General features: G+C 44.5%; 18 protein-coding genes. 5 read left to right on the forward strand and 13 right to left on the reverse strand.

Annotation, left to right across the window (positions count from 1 at the left end):
• Window positions 1–36: 36 nt before the first annotated feature.
• Both A3K91_RS08530 and A3K91_RS08535 read right to left on the reverse strand, forming a co-directional pair.
• Window positions 37–1,245, reverse strand: coding sequence for an acetyl-CoA C-acetyltransferase (locus tag A3K91_RS08530; protein WP_062844877.1), 1,209 nt, complete (start codon window positions 1,243–1,245; stop codon window positions 37–39).
• A 92-nt stretch (window positions 1,246–1,337) separates the two neighbouring features.
• Window positions 1,338–2,489, reverse strand: a complete 1,152-nt coding sequence (locus A3K91_RS08535) for an acyl-CoA dehydrogenase family protein (protein ID WP_062844878.1) — start codon at window positions 2,487–2,489, stop codon at window positions 1,338–1,340.
• 321 nt (window positions 2,490–2,810) lie between these two features.
• Between A3K91_RS08535 and A3K91_RS08540 the strand changes: the two genes are divergently transcribed.
• Window positions 2,811–3,446, forward strand: coding sequence for a TetR/AcrR family transcriptional regulator (locus A3K91_RS08540; protein WP_062844879.1), 636 nt, complete (start codon window positions 2,811–2,813; stop codon window positions 3,444–3,446).
• Between the two features lie 262 nt (window positions 3,447–3,708).
• Here the strand turns inward: A3K91_RS08540 and A3K91_RS08545 are convergent, their stop codons facing one another.
• On the reverse strand, window positions 3,709–4,299 hold the full coding sequence (locus tag A3K91_RS08545) for an HAD family hydrolase (protein ID WP_084387315.1): 591 nt from the start codon (window positions 4,297–4,299) through the stop codon (window positions 3,709–3,711).
• A 122-nt stretch (window positions 4,300–4,421) separates the two neighbouring features.
• Window positions 4,422–5,054: a hypothetical protein gene (locus A3K91_RS08550; RefSeq protein ID WP_062844881.1), complete on the reverse strand. Its 633-nt coding sequence runs from the start codon at window positions 5,052–5,054 to the stop codon at window positions 4,422–4,424.
• A gap of 450 nt (window positions 5,055–5,504) precedes the next feature.
• On the opposite strand from A3K91_RS08550, the gene A3K91_RS08555 reads away from it, so the two are divergent.
• Entirely contained in the window at window positions 5,505–6,704 is a 1,200-nt protein-coding gene (locus A3K91_RS08555; RefSeq protein ID WP_062844882.1) for a sugar transporter, read from the forward strand.
• A 19-nt stretch (window positions 6,705–6,723) separates the two neighbouring features.
• Here A3K91_RS08555 and arfB read toward each other — a convergent pair whose 3' ends face one another.
• The 6 genes from arfB to A3K91_RS08585 all read right to left on the reverse strand — a co-directional run bounded on the left by arfB (window position 6,724) and on the right by A3K91_RS08585 (window position 12,773).
• The gene (arfB, locus tag A3K91_RS08560; protein ID WP_062844883.1) at window positions 6,724–7,137 is read right to left on the reverse strand and encodes an alternative ribosome rescue aminoacyl-tRNA hydrolase ArfB; all 414 of its coding nucleotides are present in this window, start codon (window positions 7,135–7,137) and stop codon (window positions 6,724–6,726) included.
• A gap of 75 nt (window positions 7,138–7,212) precedes the next feature.
• On the reverse strand, window positions 7,213–8,073 hold the full coding sequence (locus A3K91_RS08565) for an HpcH/HpaI aldolase/citrate lyase family protein (RefSeq protein ID WP_062844884.1): 861 nt from the start codon (window positions 8,071–8,073) through the stop codon (window positions 7,213–7,215).
• 216 nt (window positions 8,074–8,289) lie between these two features.
• Window positions 8,290–9,051, reverse strand: coding sequence for an SDR family oxidoreductase (locus tag A3K91_RS08570; RefSeq protein WP_062844885.1), 762 nt, complete (start codon window positions 9,049–9,051; stop codon window positions 8,290–8,292).
• Between the two features lie 99 nt (window positions 9,052–9,150).
• Complete coding sequence (locus tag A3K91_RS08575; RefSeq protein WP_062844886.1) at window positions 9,151–9,933, reverse strand: SDR family NAD(P)-dependent oxidoreductase; 783 nt, start codon at window positions 9,931–9,933, stop codon at window positions 9,151–9,153.
• Window positions 9,934–9,936: 3 nt separating this feature from the next.
• Entirely contained in the window at window positions 9,937–10,944 is a 1,008-nt protein-coding gene (locus A3K91_RS08580; protein ID WP_062844887.1) for an NADP-dependent oxidoreductase, read from the reverse strand.
• Window positions 10,945–10,967: 23 nt separating this feature from the next.
• Window positions 10,968–12,773 carry an acyl-CoA dehydrogenase gene (locus tag A3K91_RS08585; RefSeq protein WP_062845954.1) on the reverse strand — a complete coding sequence of 602 codons (1,806 nt, stop codon included), beginning with the start codon at window positions 12,771–12,773 and terminating at the stop codon, window positions 10,968–10,970.
• A 293-nt stretch (window positions 12,774–13,066) separates the two neighbouring features.
• On the opposite strand from A3K91_RS08585, the gene A3K91_RS08590 reads away from it, so the two are divergent.
• A complete protein-coding gene (locus A3K91_RS08590) occupies window positions 13,067–14,065 on the forward strand; it encodes a GlxA family transcriptional regulator (RefSeq protein WP_062844888.1) in 999 nt (332 codons plus the stop codon).
• A gap of 154 nt (window positions 14,066–14,219) precedes the next feature.
• Here A3K91_RS08590 and A3K91_RS08595 read toward each other — a convergent pair whose 3' ends face one another.
• The 3 genes from A3K91_RS08595 to A3K91_RS08605 all read right to left on the reverse strand — a co-directional run bounded on the left by A3K91_RS08595 (window position 14,220) and on the right by A3K91_RS08605 (window position 16,775).
• Window positions 14,220–15,497: an LD-carboxypeptidase gene (locus tag A3K91_RS08595; protein ID WP_416231975.1), complete on the reverse strand. Its 1,278-nt coding sequence runs from the start codon at window positions 15,495–15,497 to the stop codon at window positions 14,220–14,222.
• Between the two features lie 339 nt (window positions 15,498–15,836).
• Window positions 15,837–16,142, reverse strand: a complete 306-nt coding sequence (locus tag A3K91_RS08600) for a hypothetical protein (RefSeq protein WP_062844889.1) — start codon at window positions 16,140–16,142, stop codon at window positions 15,837–15,839.
• Window positions 16,143–16,223: 81 nt separating this feature from the next.
• Entirely contained in the window at window positions 16,224–16,775 is a 552-nt protein-coding gene (locus tag A3K91_RS08605; RefSeq protein ID WP_228139846.1) for a hypothetical protein, read from the reverse strand.
• Window positions 16,776–17,176: 401 nt separating this feature from the next.
• On the opposite strand from A3K91_RS08605, the gene dnaQ reads away from it, so the two are divergent.
• Together dnaQ and A3K91_RS08615 are read left to right on the forward strand one after the other, a co-directional pair.
• Complete coding sequence (gene dnaQ / locus A3K91_RS08610) at window positions 17,177–18,820, forward strand: DNA polymerase III subunit epsilon (RefSeq protein ID WP_062844890.1); 1,644 nt, start codon at window positions 17,177–17,179, stop codon at window positions 18,818–18,820.
• A gap of 144 nt (window positions 18,821–18,964) precedes the next feature.
• A complete protein-coding gene (locus A3K91_RS08615; RefSeq protein ID WP_062844891.1) occupies window positions 18,965–20,647 on the forward strand; it encodes a hypothetical protein in 1,683 nt (560 codons plus the stop codon).
• The last annotated feature ends 9 nt before the right edge of the window (window positions 20,648–20,656 follow it).

The following is a 20,656-nucleotide window of genomic DNA, read 5'->3' on the forward strand; positions in this document are numbered from 1 at the left end:
TTTGTATAGTGCGTTTTAGTCTATTTGAGAAAGAAGTTAAACCCGCTCGATGATAGTGGCAATCCCCATACCGCCACCCACACACAGCGTAATCATCGCGGTTTTTAAATCACGACGTTCTAACTCATCAAGGACAGTGGTCATGAGCATCGCTCCCGTTGCGCCAAGCGGATGACCCATAGCAATCGCACCCCCATTGACGTTAACCCTATCAAGTGAAAGATCGAAATCATCGGCGGTATTGAGCGGTACGGCTGCAAACGCCTCATTAATCTCCCAGAGGTCGATATCTGAAGCCTGCATACCTGCTTTTTTGAGCGCTTTTTGACACGCGGGCGTGGGGCCTGTCAGCATAATAGCTGGCTCTGAGCCAGTGACTGAGGCCATTGTGATTTTGGCACGTGGTTTAAGACCAGCTTTTTGACCAGCTGCTGCGCTGCCGACTAAGCAGATTGCAGCCCCATCAACGATACCAGAAGAGTTGCCAGCGTGATGTACATGGTTCACGGCTTCAATTGTGGTGTATCTGTCTAATATCACACTATCAAAGCCCATTTTGCCGGGCACAATAAAAGAAGGTTTTAGCCCAGCTAAGGTCTCGACATTGGTATTAGGACGGACGGTTTCATCTTTAGCAAGCAGCATCATGCCATTGATATCAGTAACTGGAACGACCGATTTGTCATAATAGCCCTCACTCCAAGCATGAGCAGCACGGCGATGTGACTCAGTGGCAAATGCATCAACGTCAGTACGACTAAAGCCTTTGAGCGTTGCGATGGTATCTGCACCAACTCCTTGCGGGACAAAATGAGTCGCTTCATTGACTCGTGGATCCATGTACCAAGCACCGCCATCAGAACCCATCGGGACACGGCTCATGGACTCAACACCGCCTGCCACCACCATATCCTCCATGCCCGACATGACTTTGGCAGCAGCCAGATTGATAGACTCAAGACCAGAGGCGCAAAACCGAGATAATGTCATGCCTGCCACACTTTGCGCCCAGCCAGCATCAATGACCGCGATACGAGCAATATCAGAGCCTTGCTCGCCGACTGGTGTCACGCAGCCCAGCACCACATCATCTATCAAGCTGGTATCTAAATTATGCCGCTGCTGCATCTCTTTTAGCAAAGTACGTACCAGCCAAATTGGCGATGCTTGAAAGAGCGCCCCATCCTTTTTTCCTTTGCCGCGCGGGGTGCGAATAGCCTCATAAATGTAAGCAGTCTCAGTCATAAAAGTCCCTTTTTATTTTGGTAAATCAATCATGTATCATTACTGTATTGTGCACCAACCACAATCGCTTTATATGTGCTCAGATCCAGTTTTTACATAAAGCGTGATGCCAACTCTTTCATAATCTCATTGGTGCCGCCATAAATTTTTTGTACACGAGCATCTGCATATAAGCGCGCGATTGGATATTCTGTCATATAGCCATAACCGCCAAACAGCTGGACACACTCATCGATGACCTCACACTGCTTTTGTGTTACCCAGTATTTAATCAATGACGCATGTGGGGCGGTTAACTTGCCTTCTAACATGGCATCGACAGCAGCGTCACACATACTGCTGGCAGCCAGATAATCTGCATAGCATTCTGCCATCTTAAAGCGCGTGTTTTGAAACGCCCAAATCGGTTTGCCAAAGGCTTCACGACCTTTCACGTACTCTAACGTCAAATTTATTGCCAGTTTCATCGCACCAACGCCAGACAAAGCAATGATTAAGCGCTCGCGTGGCAGCTCTTGCATTATCTGAATAAAACCCATGCCCTCGACTGTGCCCAACAGACTCTTTTGCGGCACACGTACATTGCTAAAAAATAACTCTGAGGTGTCTTGAGAGGTCAGACCGATTTTGTCAAGATTACGGCCACGCTCAAAACCAGTTACTTGATCGGTCTCTACCACAATTAATGAAACACCTTGCGCGCCTTTTTCGCGGTCTGTTTTGCACGCCAGCAAGATAAGATTGGCATGCTGACCATTTGTGATAAAGGTTTTTGAGCCATTGATAATATAATCTTCCCCATCCTTTACGGCATAGGTTTTGATATTCTGTAAATCTGAGCCAGTGCCAGGCTCAGTCATGGCAATCGCGGCAACGTATTCTCCAGTTGCCATCTTGGGTAGCCATGCTTTTTTTTGCTCGTCAGTACCGTGCGCCAATATATACGGGGCCACAATACCTGAATGCACCATACCACCAAAACCCGATTGATTGGCTTCGGCCTGTGCGTACAGCAGTGCTGCTTCATGACCAAAATCACCACCGCCGCCGCCGTACTCCTCTGGTATTGAAGCGCACAAGAACCCCATTGCACCCGCCTCTTCCCACGCTGCACGGTCAATCATGCCGTTTTTGCGCCATTCCTCATCCTTTGGCTCCCAGCTTTTAAACATTTTTAACGCACTGTCATAAACCATTTGATGCTCTTCGGTCATCCAGTTTGGCACAAATTTTTCGATACTCATGATGTCTTTCCTTGACGATGTTGAGTGACTTATTCATTAAAAAGAGGATACCCACTAATTAATTTTAATTATGGTAATATAAATTACCGTGTAAGACGCCTATAAAAACCTTTATTATTAATGAATTCAAAACTTATACTAGGATAATAAAAGCACTTTCGCAATCGTTTAAAAATCAATGGTAATATTAATTACCTTAATCTATTTTTCGGTGCAATCACTCAGATTTGATTCATTTTATGTATCATTTTTAGGTTGGATGGACGGTATGATTAAAATAAAAACCATTCACAGAGCACGACAGCAAAGGCCTCATAAAATATGACTAAGACTACTCAAACGTCTCAACTCGTTGATACTCGAGTGTTAGCACTTTTATCGGATATGCGACCAGCGACGTTAGATAAAATCGAAAAAGCGGTACGTAAAGTGTTCGCTGGCGTTGATTCTAATGAAGTCACTATGGCGCAAATCGCCAAGTCTGCGAATGTTTCTTTGCAAACGCTTTATAAGTACTTTGGTGATAAACAAACGCTTTTTTATACCATCATGGATATTGTGCTGGGTAGATTGGCCATACGCATCATGGATCATTTGCAAGGCATTGATAGTGTGCAAGATCGTCTGCGTAAGACGCTATGGGTATGTTTTGATTTTGTAGATTCACATCCTGATGCAGTCATGGTATTGTCTTCTGTATCAGCATCACACATTCGTAATATTGCCATTTATGAAAATAAAGAACTGATTGGTGCATTTTTAGACGTGTTGGAAGACGGACAAAATCGCGGCGTACTCAACGATACCGTACCGCTATATATACTTTTTGATGTGTTTATGGGCTTTATCAGTCGCCTTGGGTTGATGCATATCATTCGTCAGACTGACACCCCTATCAATGCTGAATTCGATGCCTTATTCAATATGCTGTGGCGAGCCATTTCTAAGCCTGTGTGATCAGATAGATTACAGATTTTTTGATTCACGATGGCTTTTACAGTGATGGTCCATCAAATATATAGTTTATGTATCTCGTCCCAAAATAGATAAAAAAAAGCCTCATAATAAAATGAGGCTTTTTTTGACTTAACATGTCTGTAGTTATGACTAATGTATTTATAAGCTTTGATCAATTTTTAATCTTTATATCAATCAGCGGTTAGACTGTGATCATCTCGCTAAAAAATAAAACACATCCATAATATTAATACTGATCGTATTAAATTTTTTCCCACTGAAAGTATTTTTCATCAGCTATTTTGAGTAGTGCCTCATCTTCTTTTGTATCTCCATAAGCGAATATTTTTTTATATGCTTTAAGATCTACTAATGATTCGACTCGTCTAACCTTTTCAGCTCCTGTACAATCCCCTTCATGATACTTACCAGTGAGTATGTCACCTTTATTATCAAGTTGACTACAAATAAGCTCAATACCTATATTGTCACACCAAGGTCTCAGGTATACATCAAGTGAGGCAGACACAACAATAACTCTGTCTCCTGAATCAAGATGCCATTGAATTCTCTCTAATGCATTCGCTCTAATAACACTAGATAAAAACTCGTTCGCATGGTTTTTCCCCAACGTTTCCAAACACGTTTTAGAAAACCCTTTTAAGCCAATATAGACGATTTGCTGACGGATTGAAGAAGCTGATAAAATACCAGTACGATAAGCTAGAATAGAAGGCATGAGTAGTAATCGCCCTATAAGCATTCTAGATCTGGGAATCGCTGCTTTTATAAAAGGTGTAAAAGTGTCACACTCTGTAATCGTACCGTCAAAATCAAACAACGCTATATTCATAATCTGCCCAGATATTTAAAAAAATAAGAGGGCTCACTAATAATCAAATACTATTTTTTGACTTATATCATGAGCTTTCTGTCAAATAGGCAAATACAGTTATCTTTTATATAGTCAAAAACCTACACACTACTCGATTTTGGCAATCCATATTCTAAACTATCGACCACTTTATTATTCTGCTCAGTCATCAGCTCATAGCCTTTGATGATTCCCTCGAAAGGCAAATTACCTTCATAACGCTGATAGTGCTCACAGATACTTTCTTTTACAATCACATGACGCTCTGCCTCTTCTAATTCGGCAAATCCATCTGGAAGACGTATGTGAGCCAAACGTGCAGCATTACCACGCGCCATCCAATTGGCATCATTAAATTCGAACTCAACCTGCGCTCGTAAACTATACTTGGACACAGGATTGTCAGAATGTATCAAATCGTATTTAATCTGAGCAATGTCTTCTGCAAATGGCTCGTAAGGGATTTCAAGCACCGAAAATAGCGTTGCTAGGAATTCATCAGCTGTAAAATACTTGTCACTATAGCTACCATCAAGTCCAAGGTATTTGCTAGACAGTACATGACGCAGTCGATCACATGCCGGTATCGTATGCTTTAACGGATAATGCATGGCTTTGATAATATCTTGCGAGCGCAATTTAAGCGTATCTATTTGAGCGATGGCATAGTGTGCAAGAAGATGACGTGGCTGATAACGACGGGTATATGGGGATTGATTGACAGTGTAATTCATAGTATTAAACACCTTTGGCTCCTGTAACTCCGACGAAAAAGTATGAAATAAGCCCAAATAGGCAAATAAATTGGCACAAATGAGGTGTCGGAGTACAGGCTCATGCGCTTTACCAGAATTGTTTTACATCGTGCTGGAAGTTGCAAGGTTTGTACGTTTTCATTAGATGACAATAATGATTGGCAATACAAAACTGTTAAACCCACGATGGATAATGCATTGATGATAGCATATCAGCTAATAGAAAATAAATACTGATACAAGGGCTGTTTTTAAAATTCATACAATTGGCCACTTAAGACAAAAGAAATCCAACCGAAATAGCAAAAAACTACTTTAACTTATGCTTTTGACTTGGTATCTTCCCCTCCACTCTTATATTCCTTAGTATTTTTTATACCGCTTTTTGGCTCATTTTGCTGTATTAGCCCCTTCTTTGTATTGGATCTTATGAAACACACCCTTGAGGCGAGCTCAGATGCTCGCCGCACTCAGTATTTTCAAGTATTTTTGATGGGCGTTAGCGCATTTATCATGAATACCACAGAATTCGTTCCTGTCGCATTGTTAAGTGACATTGCGCAAGATTTCTCAATCACCACGGCAGAAACAGGCTGGATGTTGACACTCTATGCTTGGATTGTCGCAGCGATGTCATTGCCACTTATGCTGCTGACCAGTCGATTTGAGCGCAAGCGTTTGCTTTTGGGCTTATTCGCTGTCTTCATTGTCAGCCACATCCTCTCTGTTTTTGCGTGGAGTTTTAATGTCTTGCTGATCAGTCGCGTTGGTATCGCGCTATCTCATGCGATATTTTGGTCAATCACGGCGGCGATCGCTATACGTGTGGCACCAGAAGGCAAAAAAGCGATGGCGCTTAGTGTACTGGCAACCGGTACGTCATTGGCCATGGTACTGGGTGTACCTTTAGGACGAGTGATTGGTCAATGGTTTGGCTGGCGCGCGACCTTTGGTGGTATTGGCGTAATTGCGCTCATCGTTTTTATTCTCCAAGCGAGGCTTTTGCCAACTCTGCCAAGTATGTTTGAAGGGTCTTTTAGAAAAATCCCAGAATTGCTCAAAAACCCATTATTGGTCTGCTTGTATTTGCTTATCTTACTCGTCTTTACGGCACACTACACCGCTTACTCATACATTGAGCCGTTTATGCGTCAAGTCGGCTCCATTAGTGAGAATTTAGCCACTTTCGTCCTGTTACTGTTCGGTGCCGCTGGTATTTTAGGCAGTTGGATATTCAGTCGCTGGGGAGATCGCTTAAATACTCAGTTGATGCTAATGTCGACGATACTGATGCTCGGCTCGATGCTTGTGCTATTGCTGGCCGTCACCTCGGTATGGGCGCTTAGCCTGATTGCGTTACTTTGGGGAGCCGCGCTGATGTTGCTTATCATCACCATGCAAGCCAAAGTCATCATGGTGGATGTGAATGCGCAAGACATGCTGATGTCAATGTTCTCAGGTATTATCAATTTGGGTATTGGTGCGGGCGCGTTATTCGGCGGTTATGCAGTGACGCATATCTCTATATCAAGCGTGGGCTACGTTGGGGCGGCGATTGCTAGCATCGCCCTACTATTGATGTTATTTATGATCAAGCGCTTCCCTGAGCTGAGTAAAAGACTTGGTTAAGACGTAAAAGGCGCCATCGTCAATAATCCACTTTACCGCGCAAGGCTTTGGTCTTGCCGCGTTGGGTCTTTTGATCCACGCGCTTGCGCTTGGAATTTCTGCTCGGTTTGGTGGGTTTGCGGGTTTTATTCACATGAGTGGCTTTTATGATAAAGCTCTGCAATCGCTCAAACGCATCAATCTTGTTTCTTTCTTGCGTACGAAACTGCTGGGCCTTGATAATCAGCACCCCTTCTTTGGTGATTCGGCTATCCTTACTGTCCAGCAAACGCTGTTTTTGAGTATCGGTCAAACTTGAGCCAAGGATATCAAAGCGCAGATGAATCGCAGAGGAAACTTTATTGACATTTTGCCCGCCCGCCCCTTGCGAGCGCATGGCACTAATGTCCACGTCATTATCATTTAGGCTAATGGTATTACTGATAAAAATCATAGAGTTCTTTTATAGGGTCGATGGGCTTGATAATAGTGCTATGGGGCTCATGATAACGTATTATCTACTTACCTGCTACTGAGCCAACAGCTGACGGGAGCGCTCAATAACTGGTGCATCGACCATCTCGCCTTCTATTTTAAATACCGCCTGACCACTTCGCTCGTACTCCTCGATCACACGCTTGGCAAACTCAAGCGCTTTGTCTGTCGGCTGCAAGGCTTGCTGCACGGTAGCCACTTGCTTGGGATGGATACACAGCATTCCTGACATGCCCATTTGTGACCATAACTGTACGCGAGTGCGTAACCCTACTTCATCATTAAAATCAGGATAAATGGTGTCAATCGGCGGTGCTAGCTTGTGTACCTTTGATACTACAATAAACTGATAACGAATCTGATTAGCAATAAGGTCGGCTGAAGGCGTGCCCACTTGCACGCGCAAATCATTACACAGGTCTAAAAACCCGTAACTGAAGGCAGCAAGACCAGTGGCTTTTGCCATGCTGTCGATTTGATATAAGCCAGTGGCGCTCTCTATCAGTGCAATGACAGGCAATCCTGTGAATTGATAAACATGCTCGATGTCGCCAGCTTGCTCTGCTTTTGCCAATAAGACGCCCGCCAGCTTGGGCATTTGCTGGCACAATGCCAAGTCTTCAAAAAACGCCTCAGTCCCTGCCCGATTGATACGCAACCAAATCGGCTGATAAGTGTGCTTCTCGTTTTGATCGTCATAGTAATTTTTTAACGCTTCTCGCGCTTGAGCTTTGCCCTCCTGAGCGACGGCATCTTCTAAGTCCACGATTACTGCGGCCGCGCCACTAGCAAACGCCTTTTCTATTCGGTCAATCCGAGTCGCTGGCACAAAAAGCCATGTGTTGTTTTGAGCAAAAATTTCTACTTTACTATTATCGCCACTGACAAAACTCATATTTGATTTCCTATAAATATATTTATTCAATGCTGGATTGACGATATATCAATACTTTCTTTTGAGTGATTATGTTTTGTCTGAGGATACCTTACTTTAGGCAGGTACATCACAAAGTGAGTCAAAAAAAACCGCACGACATTTAATCTCATGCGGTTTCGTATTCGAATCTGATAATGACTTTTATTCTGTAAACCATTTTTCACAGCTTGCTAATTAAGCCAACATTCCACCATCGACGACCACGGTTGCGCCAGTGGTATAACTTGACGCGTCAGACACCAAATACAATACTGTGCCAGCCATTTCATCTGGATCAGCCACACGCCCTAATGGTATAGCGTGCAGCGCCATCTTCAAGACTTTATCATTGGTCGTAAGGGCGGAGGCAAACTTAGTATCGGTCAAACCTGGCAATAAAGCGTTAACTCGAATATTTAGAGGTCCGCACTCTTTAGCAAAGGCTTTGGTCATACTAATGACAGCGGCTTTGGTAATTGAATAAATCCCTTGCTTGTCCCCTGCGACCAAACCGTTGACTGATGCCGTGTTCAAAATCACACCGCCACCCTGTTCACGCATCATCTTGCCAGCGGCCGTCGACATAAAGAAATAACCGCGAATATTGACTTCTACGGTCTTATCAAAAGCGGCCAAATCCGTGTCCAAGATATGACCATAATAAGGATTGGCAGCCGCATTATTGACCAAGATATCAAGCTGACCAAACTCACTTTTGATATGCTCAAAAATCGTCTCAATCTGCGCCATATCCCCCACATGGCAAGCAAACGCACTGGCCTTATGACCCTCAGCAATGATACTATCGGCAACCGCTTGGCAAGCATCGATCTTACGGCTAGACACAACCACATGCGCCCCTCTCGATGCAAGCAGACGCGCGATAGACTCACCAATACCGCGACTCGCGCCCGTCACCAACGCAATCTTGCCTGTTAAATCAAATAAATCTTTCATGAGAACTCCTTATGCTTTTTTAAATTAGCAGTGATGGAAAAAAGTTCGCAGCACCGCCAAATTTAATATCAATTGTTTTAATAAGGTACATTAGGCCAGCTAGGCCACCATCCCACCATCGAGTGTAAAGGCATGACCATTCATAAATGTGCTCTCATCGCTGGCAAGCCATGCAATCGCGCCTGACACTTCATCAACCTCACCCAGACGACGTAGCGGACTGGCTTTGATGGTGGCTTCTTGCGCGCGCTCAGTCATGTTTGCCATGGTGTTGCGTACCATTGGCGTATCGATAAAACTTGGACATACCGCATTAAAGCGAATATTAACGCGCGCGTATTCGTGGGCAGCGGACTTGGTCAGCCCCATCACGCCATGTTTGGCAGCACTATAAGCCGATAGCATGGGCGCGGAGCGCAAGCCTGCGATGGAGGCCACATTGATCACATGCCCACCGCCATTGGATGCCATACAAGTGACAGCAGCGCGCATACAGTGCCACACCCCTTTTAAATTGACGGCAATATTGCGATCAAAGTCTTCATCGCTCAGCTCATGCATGGGCGCAGGCTGATGGTCGATACCCGCATTATTTATCACGACATCAAGGCCACCAAGTTCTTGCATGGCAAAAGCAAACAGCGCACGCACCTCATCGCCGCTCATTACATCCACCTTTTGAAAAACAATACTATTGCCTGCCTCTTGGCCTTGCTTGGCGACCGCTACCCCAAGTGCTTCTGCCAAATCGCCAATCACAACTTTTGCACCGCGACTTGCCAGCAGCAGCGCACTGGCAGCACCGATGCCTGATGCACCGCCTGTGATTAAAATGCGTTTACCTGTCACGTCTGATGCAATTCCATTTGTACTTAATGTCATGATTTATTCCTCTACCTTGAGAACCAATTTACCGAAATTTTCCCCTTTAAACAGCATCATGAGCGTCTCAGGGAAAGTATCGATACCGTTAACGATATGATCTTTGACTTTGATGTCGCCCGATTGAATCCAGCCTGCAATCTCTTTCATAGCAATTGGATATTCTTTAACATTATCAAATACCACAATCCCTTCCATGCGCGCCCGATTGACCAGTAGTGACAGATAGTTTGATGGGCCTTTGACCGCTTCAGTATTATTATATTGGCTGATTGCACCGCAAATGACGATACGCGCACGCAGATTAATCTGAGTCAGCACATCATTTAAGATATCACCGCCCACATTGTCAAAGTACACATCGACCCCATCTGGACAAGTTTGTTTGAGGGCTTTTTTTACGTCCTCGTTTTTATAATCGATGGCGGCGTCAAAGCCAAGTTCATCGACTAAGAACTGACATTTCTCACGACCGCCTGCGATACCGACCACTCGGCAGCCTTTGATTTTGGCGATTTGACCGACCAAGCTACCGACAGCACCCGCAGCGCCTGATACCACGACAGTCTCGCCTGCTTTTGGTTGACCTGTTTTTAATAAACCAAAATACCCTGTCATCCCCGGCATACCCAAAACGCCCAAATAATAAGACAGCGGTGCAAGATTTGGATCGACTTTGTATAGTCCTGTACCGTCACTCACAGCATACGACTGCACGCCATTGTGACCTGAGACATAGTCACCAATGGCAAAATCTGCGTGCTTACTGTCAATCACTTCGCCAACAGTGCCTGCACGCATGACATCGCCAACCTTCACAGGCGCGATGTAAGACTTTGCATCGTTCAACCACCCACGCATTGCAGGATCTATAGAGATGTAGTCGATTTTTATCAGTAACTGTCCATCTTCAATGGTCGGCACCTCGGTCTCGGTATACTCCCATGTGTCAGCATTCGGTTCACCCACGGGTCTTGTTTTTAGCCGCCATTGCTTATTCATGCTTGTCATGACTCTTATCCTTAGAGAGACTCTTAAAACCACGCAGCTTGCATGTCTGTGCAAACAGCATTGTCATTGGTTAAAATTGCGATATCGCGTTTGATTAATGGTAATTCCCAATCGATAAAATATTTTGCTGCTTGTATCTTGCCTTGATAGAAATCTCGTTGCTCAGTATCGTCTGTATTGCCCAGCAGCTGTTCTGCTTTACTGGCTTGGCGAATCCAAATCCATGCCACGACTATCGAGGCAAAAATATTCATAAGCGCCTGCGCATTGCCTGTTAAGGTGACCGCTTTTTCGGTTTGTAAGACTTTACTCAAATGCATCAAAACTTCATGCAACTCACCCATGTAAGGTGTCAATTTACCTGCCAGCTTCGCCGTCTCTGGCGTGGTGATACTTTCCAAATCCTGTGTGATTTCACGTTTTAGGATTTGAATACCAAGACCGCCTTTTTGCCATAACTTGCGAAATGACAAATCTAATGCTTGCACGCCATTTGTGCCTTCATGAATGGGATTAAGACGATTGTCCCGCCAAAACTGCTCGGCGTGATACTCGCGGGTATAGCCTGCCCCGCCCAATACTTGAATACCCAAATCATTGGCTTTAGGCCCATATTCAGACGGCCAGGCTTTTAATACTGGCGTCAATAAATCCAATAATTCTGACAGCTCATTTTTTACTGTGGCATCTTCGCAAGTATTGATACGGTCGATCAGGTTTGAGCCGTATAAGCACAATGAAATGCCACCTTCAGAATAGGCTTTTTGTGCCAGTAGCATCCGTTTGACATCACCGTGCTGGATAATCGCCGTCGCATCATCCTCAGGTTTGTTGTTTGGTGCGATGCGACCCTGCGTTCTGTCTTTGGCATAATCTAGCGAATACTGATAACCGCGATAACCAATCATTGCCGCACCAAAACCCACGGCAATACGCGCCTCATTCATCATCTTAAACATATAACGCAGGCCAAAATGCTCATCACCGATGAGGTAACCATGGCACGCGCCTTCATCACCGAAGCTCAATGCTGTCGACGTCGCGCCTCTATAACCCAGTTTATGAATGAGTCCCGTTAGATGAACATCATTACGCTCACCAATGGATAAATCATCGTTTAATCGGTACTTTGGTACCGCAAATAAAGAAATCCCTTTGACACCGCCAGGGCCACCAGGGATTTTGGCCAATACCAAATGGACGATATTGTCAGACAGCTCATGATCGCCGCCCGAGATATAAATCTTACTGCCTTTGACTCGGTACGAACCGTCGGCTTGTTTGACGGCAGTGGTTTTGATATCTGCAAGCGACGAGCCAGCATGCGGCTCTGTCAATGCCATCGTTCCGGTAAATTCACCCGCCAGCATTCGCGGCATAAAAGCAGCTTTGATCTCATCGCTCGCAAAATGTGAGATCACATTAATCGCAGCTGTGGTCAAAAAAGGATAAGCCGTGGTTGAAGGATTGGCCGCCATAAAATAGCCTGCCACTGCCGTCATCACCGTCTCAGGCAACTGCATACCGCCATCTTCAAAATTATAGCGACCCGCGATAAAACCTGACTCACGATACGCATCAAATGCGACTTTCACATCGTTTATCATGCTGACTTTTTTGCCCTCGAACTGCGGCTCGTTTTTATCTGCGATATGGTTGTGCGGTAAAAACAAATCGGTTGCCATTTTGTTTGCAGTATTTAATACCGCGTCAAACGTCTCACGGCTATGCTCTGCAAATTTGGGATGCTGGGTCAGCGTTTCAGCACCCAGTACATCATACAATTGAAACGGTAATTCAAAGTCGTTGATAAGGGTATCTGCTGCCATAATAGTCTCGCTACTGTGCTTGTTGACAAAAGAAAATGAGGTATCCATAGATACTAAGCCAATTTCACACGTTACCGCATTGTCATTTATGACATAATTATGGTCAAATAAGACATGTTATCGATACTGAATAAAATGGATACCAGACATTATGACGCGAGACTGGTACAAATTTTTCTTGCTTACTGTGCCTTCGCAGACAGAGGCGACAAAAAATTTATCCCCGTCTCGCTGTATTTTTTTATATGAACTTAACTATAGTATTGGCAATAAATAAAGGAAAACGAAAACCCATGTCCAACTTCAAACCGTTTACAGTGATTATTCTTGGCTTCGATGGCGTGCTGGGTAGCGTGCTCGCTGGTGCCTTGGACTTGTTTTCGTTCACTGGGGTCAGCTGGCAGCGATTTTTAGGTGAGGACGTAGCGCCTAGATTTAAGGTACAGATAGCGAGTTTGGGCGGCGGCGATATCCGCTGTAGCAATCGCTTAATGATGCGGGCACATTGTGATATCCAAGACGTGATGGAATGCGACTTATTGCTGGTGCCGACCATTGGTGATTCGATCGATAAGGTGTTAACACAAAACCGTGAGTTGTTGCCCCATCTCATCAGACTCGCTGACACCAACGCAGATATCGCCAGTAACTGTAGTGGCGCGTTTTTTTTGGCAAAGGCAGGTTTGCTAGATCATAAGATCGCCACCACGCATTGGGGTTATGCGAGTAAGTTTAAGGCAGACTTCCCGCTCGTGGATTTACAGGAAAATCAGTTCGTGACCCAATCAGACAATATCTTTTGTGCCGCAGGCGGCAGTGCTTTTTATGATTTGGGCTTATTACTCATAGAGCGCTATTGCGGACGTGAGATTTCTACGCAGGTGGCGAGAACTCAGATTATCGATAGTAAGCGCGGCAACCAAAACAGCTATACAAATGTGACGTTGCACAAACCGCATGCCGACCCGCTAGTCAAGCAGGTACAAGAATTTATAGAAGAAAATTTTAATAAACCCATTCAAGTGAGTCAGTTGGCTGGTATGGTCAATATCACCCCACGCACCTTAAATCGACGCTTTCAATCTTGTGTGGCCATGCGCCCCATTGAGTACATTCAAGCGGTTAGAATTGAGCAAGCAAAACGCCTATTAGAATCGGGCGATGTGACGATAAAATCTCTGGCGGATCAAGTGGGTTATGAGGACATCTCGTCATTCACACGCTTGTTCAAACGCACTACCGAGTTGACGCCCAAAGAATACCAAGACAAGTTTTCACGGTTAGCGATTTAACGATTTAGTATAAAAATGAGTTAGCGGGACTGGAATAAATTTTTCTTAACCTCTGTCTGTAAAGGCACAGCAAGCAAGAAACATTTATTTCAGTTCAGCGTTGACATGTAGTGTCTCTGTTTTATTGAGAATCGACTACAGTATTGTTGAGCTCTTAAACATTCTGCCACAGCCCTTCGACATGAATCGCATCGGCTTTAATCGTGGGATACTCGGTGAACGCCAATTGATAGCCGCCGCTGGTATTGGGACTGATTTGACACGTCGCGCCTAGCGGAAAACTGTGTTTTTTTCCAATATGACCGAATCGCATACCGCTATAAACGGGCAGCCCTGTCAACTTGTGCAACTGACGAACCACAGTGGCAACATCGTAACGCTTATCGTAGCTGTCCTCACCCGAACCAGACAATGCGCCAAATACAATCGCTTGCTGACCCTTAAATATGCCCGCTAAGTACAAGTCATATAACATGCGCTCAATGCGATAAGCTTGCTCGCCTACATCTTCCAAAAACACAATCCCACCCTCAATCCGTGGTAAATACTCACTGCCTGCCAGCGCAGAGACCACACTCAGGTTACCGCCCCAAATAGTACCGCGCACCGCTTTTGGCACGCCCGTTGTCAGAATGCTGGGTAACTGCTGGCTGGTTAAAGACGCATCTTCAATACTAATCGTTAAATTAGGATTGCTCAAGGCATTGGCAAACTGTTGGCAAGTCACTTGATCGGGGTTGATTTTGCCAAACTCACTATAAAGCATTGGGGCCGCAAGCGAGCTCATGTCGCCTTTTGCCAGTAGCGCACATTGAATGGCGGTCACATCACTAAATCCTGCGAGTATCGTGCCACACTCTTTCATGATACGACCAAGCATCGACCAGTCAATCATCGGTAATAAGCGCATCGCACCATAGCCACCGCGTACGCCCAGTAGCAATTTAGGGGCCGCTATTGCACCAGTCGCGATATTTTGAAGATCACTGGCACGTTGTGAGTCAGTACCTGCAAAGCGCAAATATTGCCGGCTGGTGATCGTAGGATTGCTTACTTTAAACCCTGCACACGCCACGCGATCCAGCGCCAATTGATTGCGCTCATCACTGCCGCCCACATTAGAGCTGGCAAAAAGCTGCGTTTCGATAGTGGGCGTAATACAGCTTATGGTTAGGGACGTCTGCGACGACGCACCATCTTGCACCAATGGCAGATCATCTTTGGTCAGTGACGTGCTGCTATTTTTATCCATGGTATTGGCAGCCAGTACTTGAGAGATGCTTTGAGCGGCTAACAATCCTGTGCCTGCACTTATCACTACTTGACGCAAAAACTGCCTGCGATTCAGTCCAGTTTTGGCATTCGTCACTGAAGCGGATTTTTGGCTTTTGGTAGTGGTAGCATCCTGTGTCCACGGTGTCTTTGAGACCATATCTTGCGGCTTCCTTTTTACTTTTGTCTTAGTTGTTATTTTCATCAGCTATAAAAGACAGGATTATAACGTGCCTGCTCGCGAGTATGGTTGCCCAACCCTTGCCCGTATTTACTTTTTCGCTACTGTGACGATAATGTTGCTTGGATTGTAAGATCCAACATAAAAAAGGCTGCCAATAATGCAAATGAATGGTGATATAAAAAGCGTCTTTTTATATAAACTTCATGATGTTTATATAGCAAAAAAGCCAAGATCGATAATTCGGTATCGGTCGTGGCTTTTTATTGGTTATTTACTATATCCAATTGATTGTGCGTTATTAATTGTCTATGAATATTAATCAGGCACATCATAATTGGCTTTTTCGGGATTGAGACCGAATGAGCAGACAAAGGTGGCAACGAGACTATTCACAATAATAAAAGGCAGATCGATGGTGGCATGTCCCAACGCATAACGACCAATAAGCCATGAGACAATCAGCATAGCAATAAAGAATATACCCAAGTACGCCAAAATCGTCGGATGTTTTAGATTGTAAGGCTGCTCGGGTTGGGGTTTTTTGTCCAAAACATACGTTCTTATAACCCAACCTGCTGCATAAGAAAATCCACCCAACACCACATAACTAAAAAAATTCATATTGCCTGACTCTGATGACGGTTTATAACAAACGATGATTAATATTCAATAGCAGTTGAATAGCAGTTAAATACCACTTATTTACACACTTTCATTCACATTATCGACAATAATATCGGCATGAGGATTGGCCAAAATATCAGTATTGACGTCATCACATTCCACACGATAGATCGTATTGGCACCGCGATAGATATAAGACAAGTACTCACTATCTAGCAGTGGGTCGATATTGGCGTACGCAGATTTGACATGAGCCAGTACCAGCACCCTATCAGGACGGCCAATCACGGCATCGACATTATTAGGATCAATAGAAAAGAACTTTGAGACATCACTGTTTTCAATCATCTCTAATGGCTCAGGGTTGTCCCAAACGCGCTTGGCACTGGCAGGCTCTTTCATTTGCATCACCCAAGCACCATCTTGTTGACTTACTTTTATTTGGGCAGGCTCATCATTACTTACCGTATAGCAGCCTTCAAAGATAGACAAATCGACTGCCTCAGCCACCTGTGTCTCGGTTTGTATATTACTATCATTACAAGCCGTCAAAAATAACATGCTGCTCACAGCCAAGCTAACGGTAAGATGCGTCAATCTGTTTGAAACAACGTTTGTGCATAAGGACATAATCGGATTATCCTGCATTCATTCATGCGTTAAGAGCGTGTGTTGAGAGCATTACTATTGAATAGCATGGCTATTAAACAGTACAGTAACTAAAGCGTTGTGGTACAAACATTCTGCCATTTATGGCTACTGTTTGTTGCCCCAAAATCCCTATTTTTATGGGAAGCTTTTGGTAGTTGACGCTATTTTAACAGAAAACCAGCAGGTTACTATTATCCTATAAATTGTCATATAAAAAGGCATCTATGAGTTCGCGATTTTGTACATGACGACTGCCCATATCAGCGATAGATTTGTTATACTCAAACCCAGCATCTAGATAGGTCGTTATCGTAACCCTCACCGTAGCACCGCTTTTCTTTCTCTCCCTTATTTAGCATTTATCAGGTCAATATATTTTTATGTCAGACAATCGCAACATACCCTCATTGAACACAAATAGCACGATGAATCCATTGGCCGCCAAAGCGAATACCACTGTGGCTTATACGGATGGTGCCTGTAAGGGCAATCCTGGTGCTGGTGGCTGGGGCGCGCACCTTATATTCAGCGATGGTAGCACGCAAGATTTATATGGCGGTGATAAAGAGACGACCAATAACCGTATGGAGTTGATGGGTGCCATACAAGCACTGATGCACAGTCCTCTTGAGCAAAAACTTGAGATTTGGACCGACTCAAGTTATGTCCAAAAAGGGATTACAGAATGGATCGAGGGCTGGAAAAAAAGAGGCTGGAAAACAGCGGGCAAAAAACCTGTGGCCAACCAAGATCTTTGGCAACAATTGGATGCGTTGACCCAAAAACGTGATGTTGATTGGCATTGGGTAAAAGGTCATGCTGGACATACCGGCAACGAAAAAGCAGACGAATTGGCAAACCTAGGCGTCACCTCCAGTAGCGATCATTCATCAGCCCTGCACACACAGAATTTATCTAAAAAAAAAGTGTCCATAATGACTGACGATGCATCAGCGGCTTCTGGTCATGACTGGTTAAGTTTTGACCCTCTAGGTCTGGATATGGAAGAGAACGAACTTGATGAAGAGCTTGATAATGAGCCACTAGAAAGTCATAACAATGACAATAATATGATGGCTAAAGACGCTATAATAGACACAAATCGCTATGAAGCACACGCTCATACACCGCCTCATGCGACCAAACCAATGAGTACCATAGATATGCCAGAAGCCCATGTACCAATGAATGTACCAACATCTGTCCCAATGACCGATACAATGAATGAAGGCAAACTGTCAGAGGTAGCGGATGATGGTGTCAAATTCGATGGTGATACCAGTCGTGCCAATCCGCACTTTAAGCCGCTGCTACCTGAACCAAAACATCGTCATGAATCTGACCGTCAACTGATTATGGATACCGAGACCACAGGACTTGATGCGCTAAAAGGCGATCGTGTCATCGAAGTTGGTATCGTCGAGATGGTTGGGCGTAAATTCACTGGCGAAAAACTGCATGTCTATATTAACCCACAGCGCGGTATGGATGAGGAAGTCATTCGCATTCATGGTATCTCTGAGGCATTTTTAGCGGATAAGCCAACCTTCGATCAAGTGGCAAAATCGCTATATGACTTTATGGATGGGGCAGAAATCATCGCCCATAACGCCTCGTTTGATATGAACTTCTTAAACATGGAGTTTGCTAAAGTTGGTCTCAATGACTTTGCCGAGCGGGTACGAGTGACTGACTCTTTGGCCATGGCAAAACAGCAGTATCCGGGGCAAAAAAACACCCTAGATGCCTTAGTAAGACGTTTAGATGTGGGTAAGCAAGATCGTACTTTCCATGGTGCTTTACTTGACTCAGAGATTTTGGCTGAAGTATATTTAGCGATGACAGGTGGGCAGGTCACGCTTGCCATTGAGGAAGATGCACAAACTGAGGGCGGACAAACTGCCCATGCAAATTTTAGCGATCTAGCCGCTTTATTGCTGGCGTCAAGCACAGACGAAGACGCAAACCAACAGTGGTACACCTCGCTTTCAGAGGACTACCCTGAGCTCAAAGCCCATATGTAGTTATCGATCGTGACCGTTTTTGATATTACCAATTCTACAGTACAGCATTCATGATTATAATCAGCGTTAAAACAGCACCCATACCTACTTTTAGCATTATCTAACCCATCGCCATTCTCATCAGTACATTATGGAAAAATAACTATGGACCAGTCTGCGCAAATGAAATTAACCGCTCCCACGCTTAGTATCACTGATTTCAATCTACCCTCACTACATTTGCTGCATGATGAGATTATCGTAACGCTAAAAGATGCCGAGATTCATCTGGGTGAGTTCAATGACGATGACAGTCAGGCACCTTTACTGCTAGATTCTATCGTTGTCCTAAAGCAGTTATCTTATATTTTTAAACTGATCTCTTTGGTCGGTGCTGAAGTCTTAAATACAGCTATTGCCAATGGATTGCAGCGTCTTTATGACAATGGTGATAATAATGATATCGATTTGATTATGGATCTATCAGAAGCCATTATGACACTTGAGCGTTATGTCGAATTTGTACTATTGACGGAGTCGGTAGAGCCCATTTTATTATTGCCAGTGATCAACAAACTGAACGCTCATAGTCACCAAAACCTTATTTCAGCAGATTATTTTTCTGCTTTTGGTAGCAGTAGCGTTATTATTGCCAATCCTGAAAGCAACTTTCAGCCACTCAAAGAGCTCGATATCGATAACGAATTGTTGACCTATGCCTATCGTAGTGGGCTTAGCGTGGTTCTACTCAATCAAGATGGCAACATTAGCCCAGATGAGCAACAAAAAGTCGATGCCATGAGTGCGGCCTGTGCGCTGATTGCCTCAAAGACCGACAGCTTATTTTGGCAAGCAGCCAATACCGCTGTCACTGATATCGCCACCCTGTTGCCGCTGACCTTGAGTCAAAAACACATCTTTATTTATTTGGAGCAACAATTCCAAAGCTATCTACCAGTGATGGATAGACGTTTTGCTGATTTGGTCAGCTTTGCGTGCCAGCGTAACACTATTGAGGCGCAGCAACTGCGTGAACTGTACGCTGACAACCAATTAGAAGGGCCTCAGATTGAACAGATGAAGCGCTTTTTATTTGGGCCTAATCGTACGTTGACTGATACTTTAAACACGATTATTCAAACCCAAATCAACACAATTAAAGAAGATGTAGACAGTTACGCTCGCGGTGACTCCATTAATCCTGCTGACATGCAGACAGCACAGATTACTGACGAACTTACTGCATTGAGCTCAGCACTACGACTGCTTGGTCTAACAAGTGCCGCCAGCAGTCTCAGTACAGCTGCACAAGCGGTCAAGCATTGGCGAGCGCCTGCACCTGAGGATTTTGATCATTTATTATTGGCCTTGATGCATGCCGAAAATGCCACCATCGCGATGGCAGAAACACATACCCCAGGCGCTATTTATTTGCCATTGAACAACCCTCATATCTCATTGCATCAGCTCAATACTGCCAATGATACCTTGATACAAGAGAGTCGTACCGCGATTGCCAGTGCCGAACAAGCCATCACTGACTATTTGGCTGAGCCAGAACGAGATTTACTGAATATTCAAAACGTACCCGAGATGATGCGCCAAGTATCAGGAGCTGTACGCTTTTTGCAACTGCCAACCCCCGCCAGCATGCTCAGTCAATTGGCTAACTATATTGAACAGCGTATCGAAAGTGGACGTCGCATAGAAGATGATACCCTGTCCTATATTGCCGATATTATTATGGCGGTTGATTATCATTTAGAAGGTTTGGAATACAATCGTCCTGTCAGTAAGCAGGCGCTTAATGTCGGTCAACAAAGCTTAAGCGCGTTATTGGCAGCCTAGTGTCGATAC

The sequence above is a fragment of the Psychrobacter alimentarius genome, assembly GCF_001606025.1.
GTDB classification, from domain to species: Bacteria; Pseudomonadota; Gammaproteobacteria; order Pseudomonadales; family Moraxellaceae; genus Psychrobacter; species Psychrobacter alimentarius.

Coding starts and splice junctions, on each gene's coding strand:
- A3K91_RS08530 (WP_062844877.1), bottom strand. CDS start 1,245: ATGACTGAGACTGCTTACATTTATGAGGCTATTCGCACCCCGCGCGGC.
- A3K91_RS08535 (WP_062844878.1), bottom strand. CDS start 2,489: ATGAGTATCGAAAAATTTGTGCCAAACTGGATGACCGAAGAGCATCAA.
- A3K91_RS08540 (WP_062844879.1), top strand. CDS start 2,811: ATGACTAAGACTACTCAAACGTCTCAACTCGTTGATACTCGAGTGTTA.
- A3K91_RS08545 (WP_084387315.1), bottom strand. CDS start 4,299: ATGAATATAGCGTTGTTTGATTTTGACGGTACGATTACAGAGTGTGAC.
- A3K91_RS08550 (WP_062844881.1), bottom strand. CDS start 5,054: ATGAATTACACTGTCAATCAATCCCCATATACCCGTCGTTATCAGCCA.
- A3K91_RS08555 (WP_062844882.1), top strand. CDS start 5,505: ATGAAACACACCCTTGAGGCGAGCTCAGATGCTCGCCGCACTCAGTAT.
- arfB (WP_062844883.1), bottom strand. CDS start 7,137: ATGATTTTTATCAGTAATACCATTAGCCTAAATGATAATGACGTGGAC.
- A3K91_RS08565 (WP_062844884.1), bottom strand. CDS start 8,073: ATGAGTTTTGTCAGTGGCGATAATAGTAAAGTAGAAATTTTTGCTCAA.
- A3K91_RS08570 (WP_062844885.1), bottom strand. CDS start 9,051: ATGAAAGATTTATTTGATTTAACAGGCAAGATTGCGTTGGTGACGGGC.
- A3K91_RS08575 (WP_062844886.1), bottom strand. CDS start 9,933: ATGACATTAAGTACAAATGGAATTGCATCAGACGTGACAGGTAAACGC.
- A3K91_RS08580 (WP_062844887.1), bottom strand. CDS start 10,944: ATGACAAGCATGAATAAGCAATGGCGGCTAAAAACAAGACCCGTGGGT.
- A3K91_RS08585 (WP_062845954.1), bottom strand. CDS start 12,773: ATGGCAGCAGATACCCTTATCAACGACTTTGAATTACCGTTTCAATTG.
- A3K91_RS08590 (WP_062844888.1), top strand. CDS start 13,067: ATGTCCAACTTCAAACCGTTTACAGTGATTATTCTTGGCTTCGATGGC.
- A3K91_RS08595 (WP_416231975.1), bottom strand. CDS start 15,497: ATGGTCTCAAAGACACCGTGGACACAGGATGCTACCACTACCAAAAGC.
- A3K91_RS08600 (WP_062844889.1), bottom strand. CDS start 16,142: ATGAATTTTTTTAGTTATGTGGTGTTGGGTGGATTTTCTTATGCAGCA.
- A3K91_RS08605 (WP_228139846.1), bottom strand. CDS start 16,775: ATGTCCTTATGCACAAACGTTGTTTCAAACAGATTGACGCATCTTACC.
- dnaQ (WP_062844890.1), top strand. CDS start 17,177: ATGTCAGACAATCGCAACATACCCTCATTGAACACAAATAGCACGATG.
- A3K91_RS08615 (WP_062844891.1), top strand. CDS start 18,965: ATGGACCAGTCTGCGCAAATGAAATTAACCGCTCCCACGCTTAGTATC.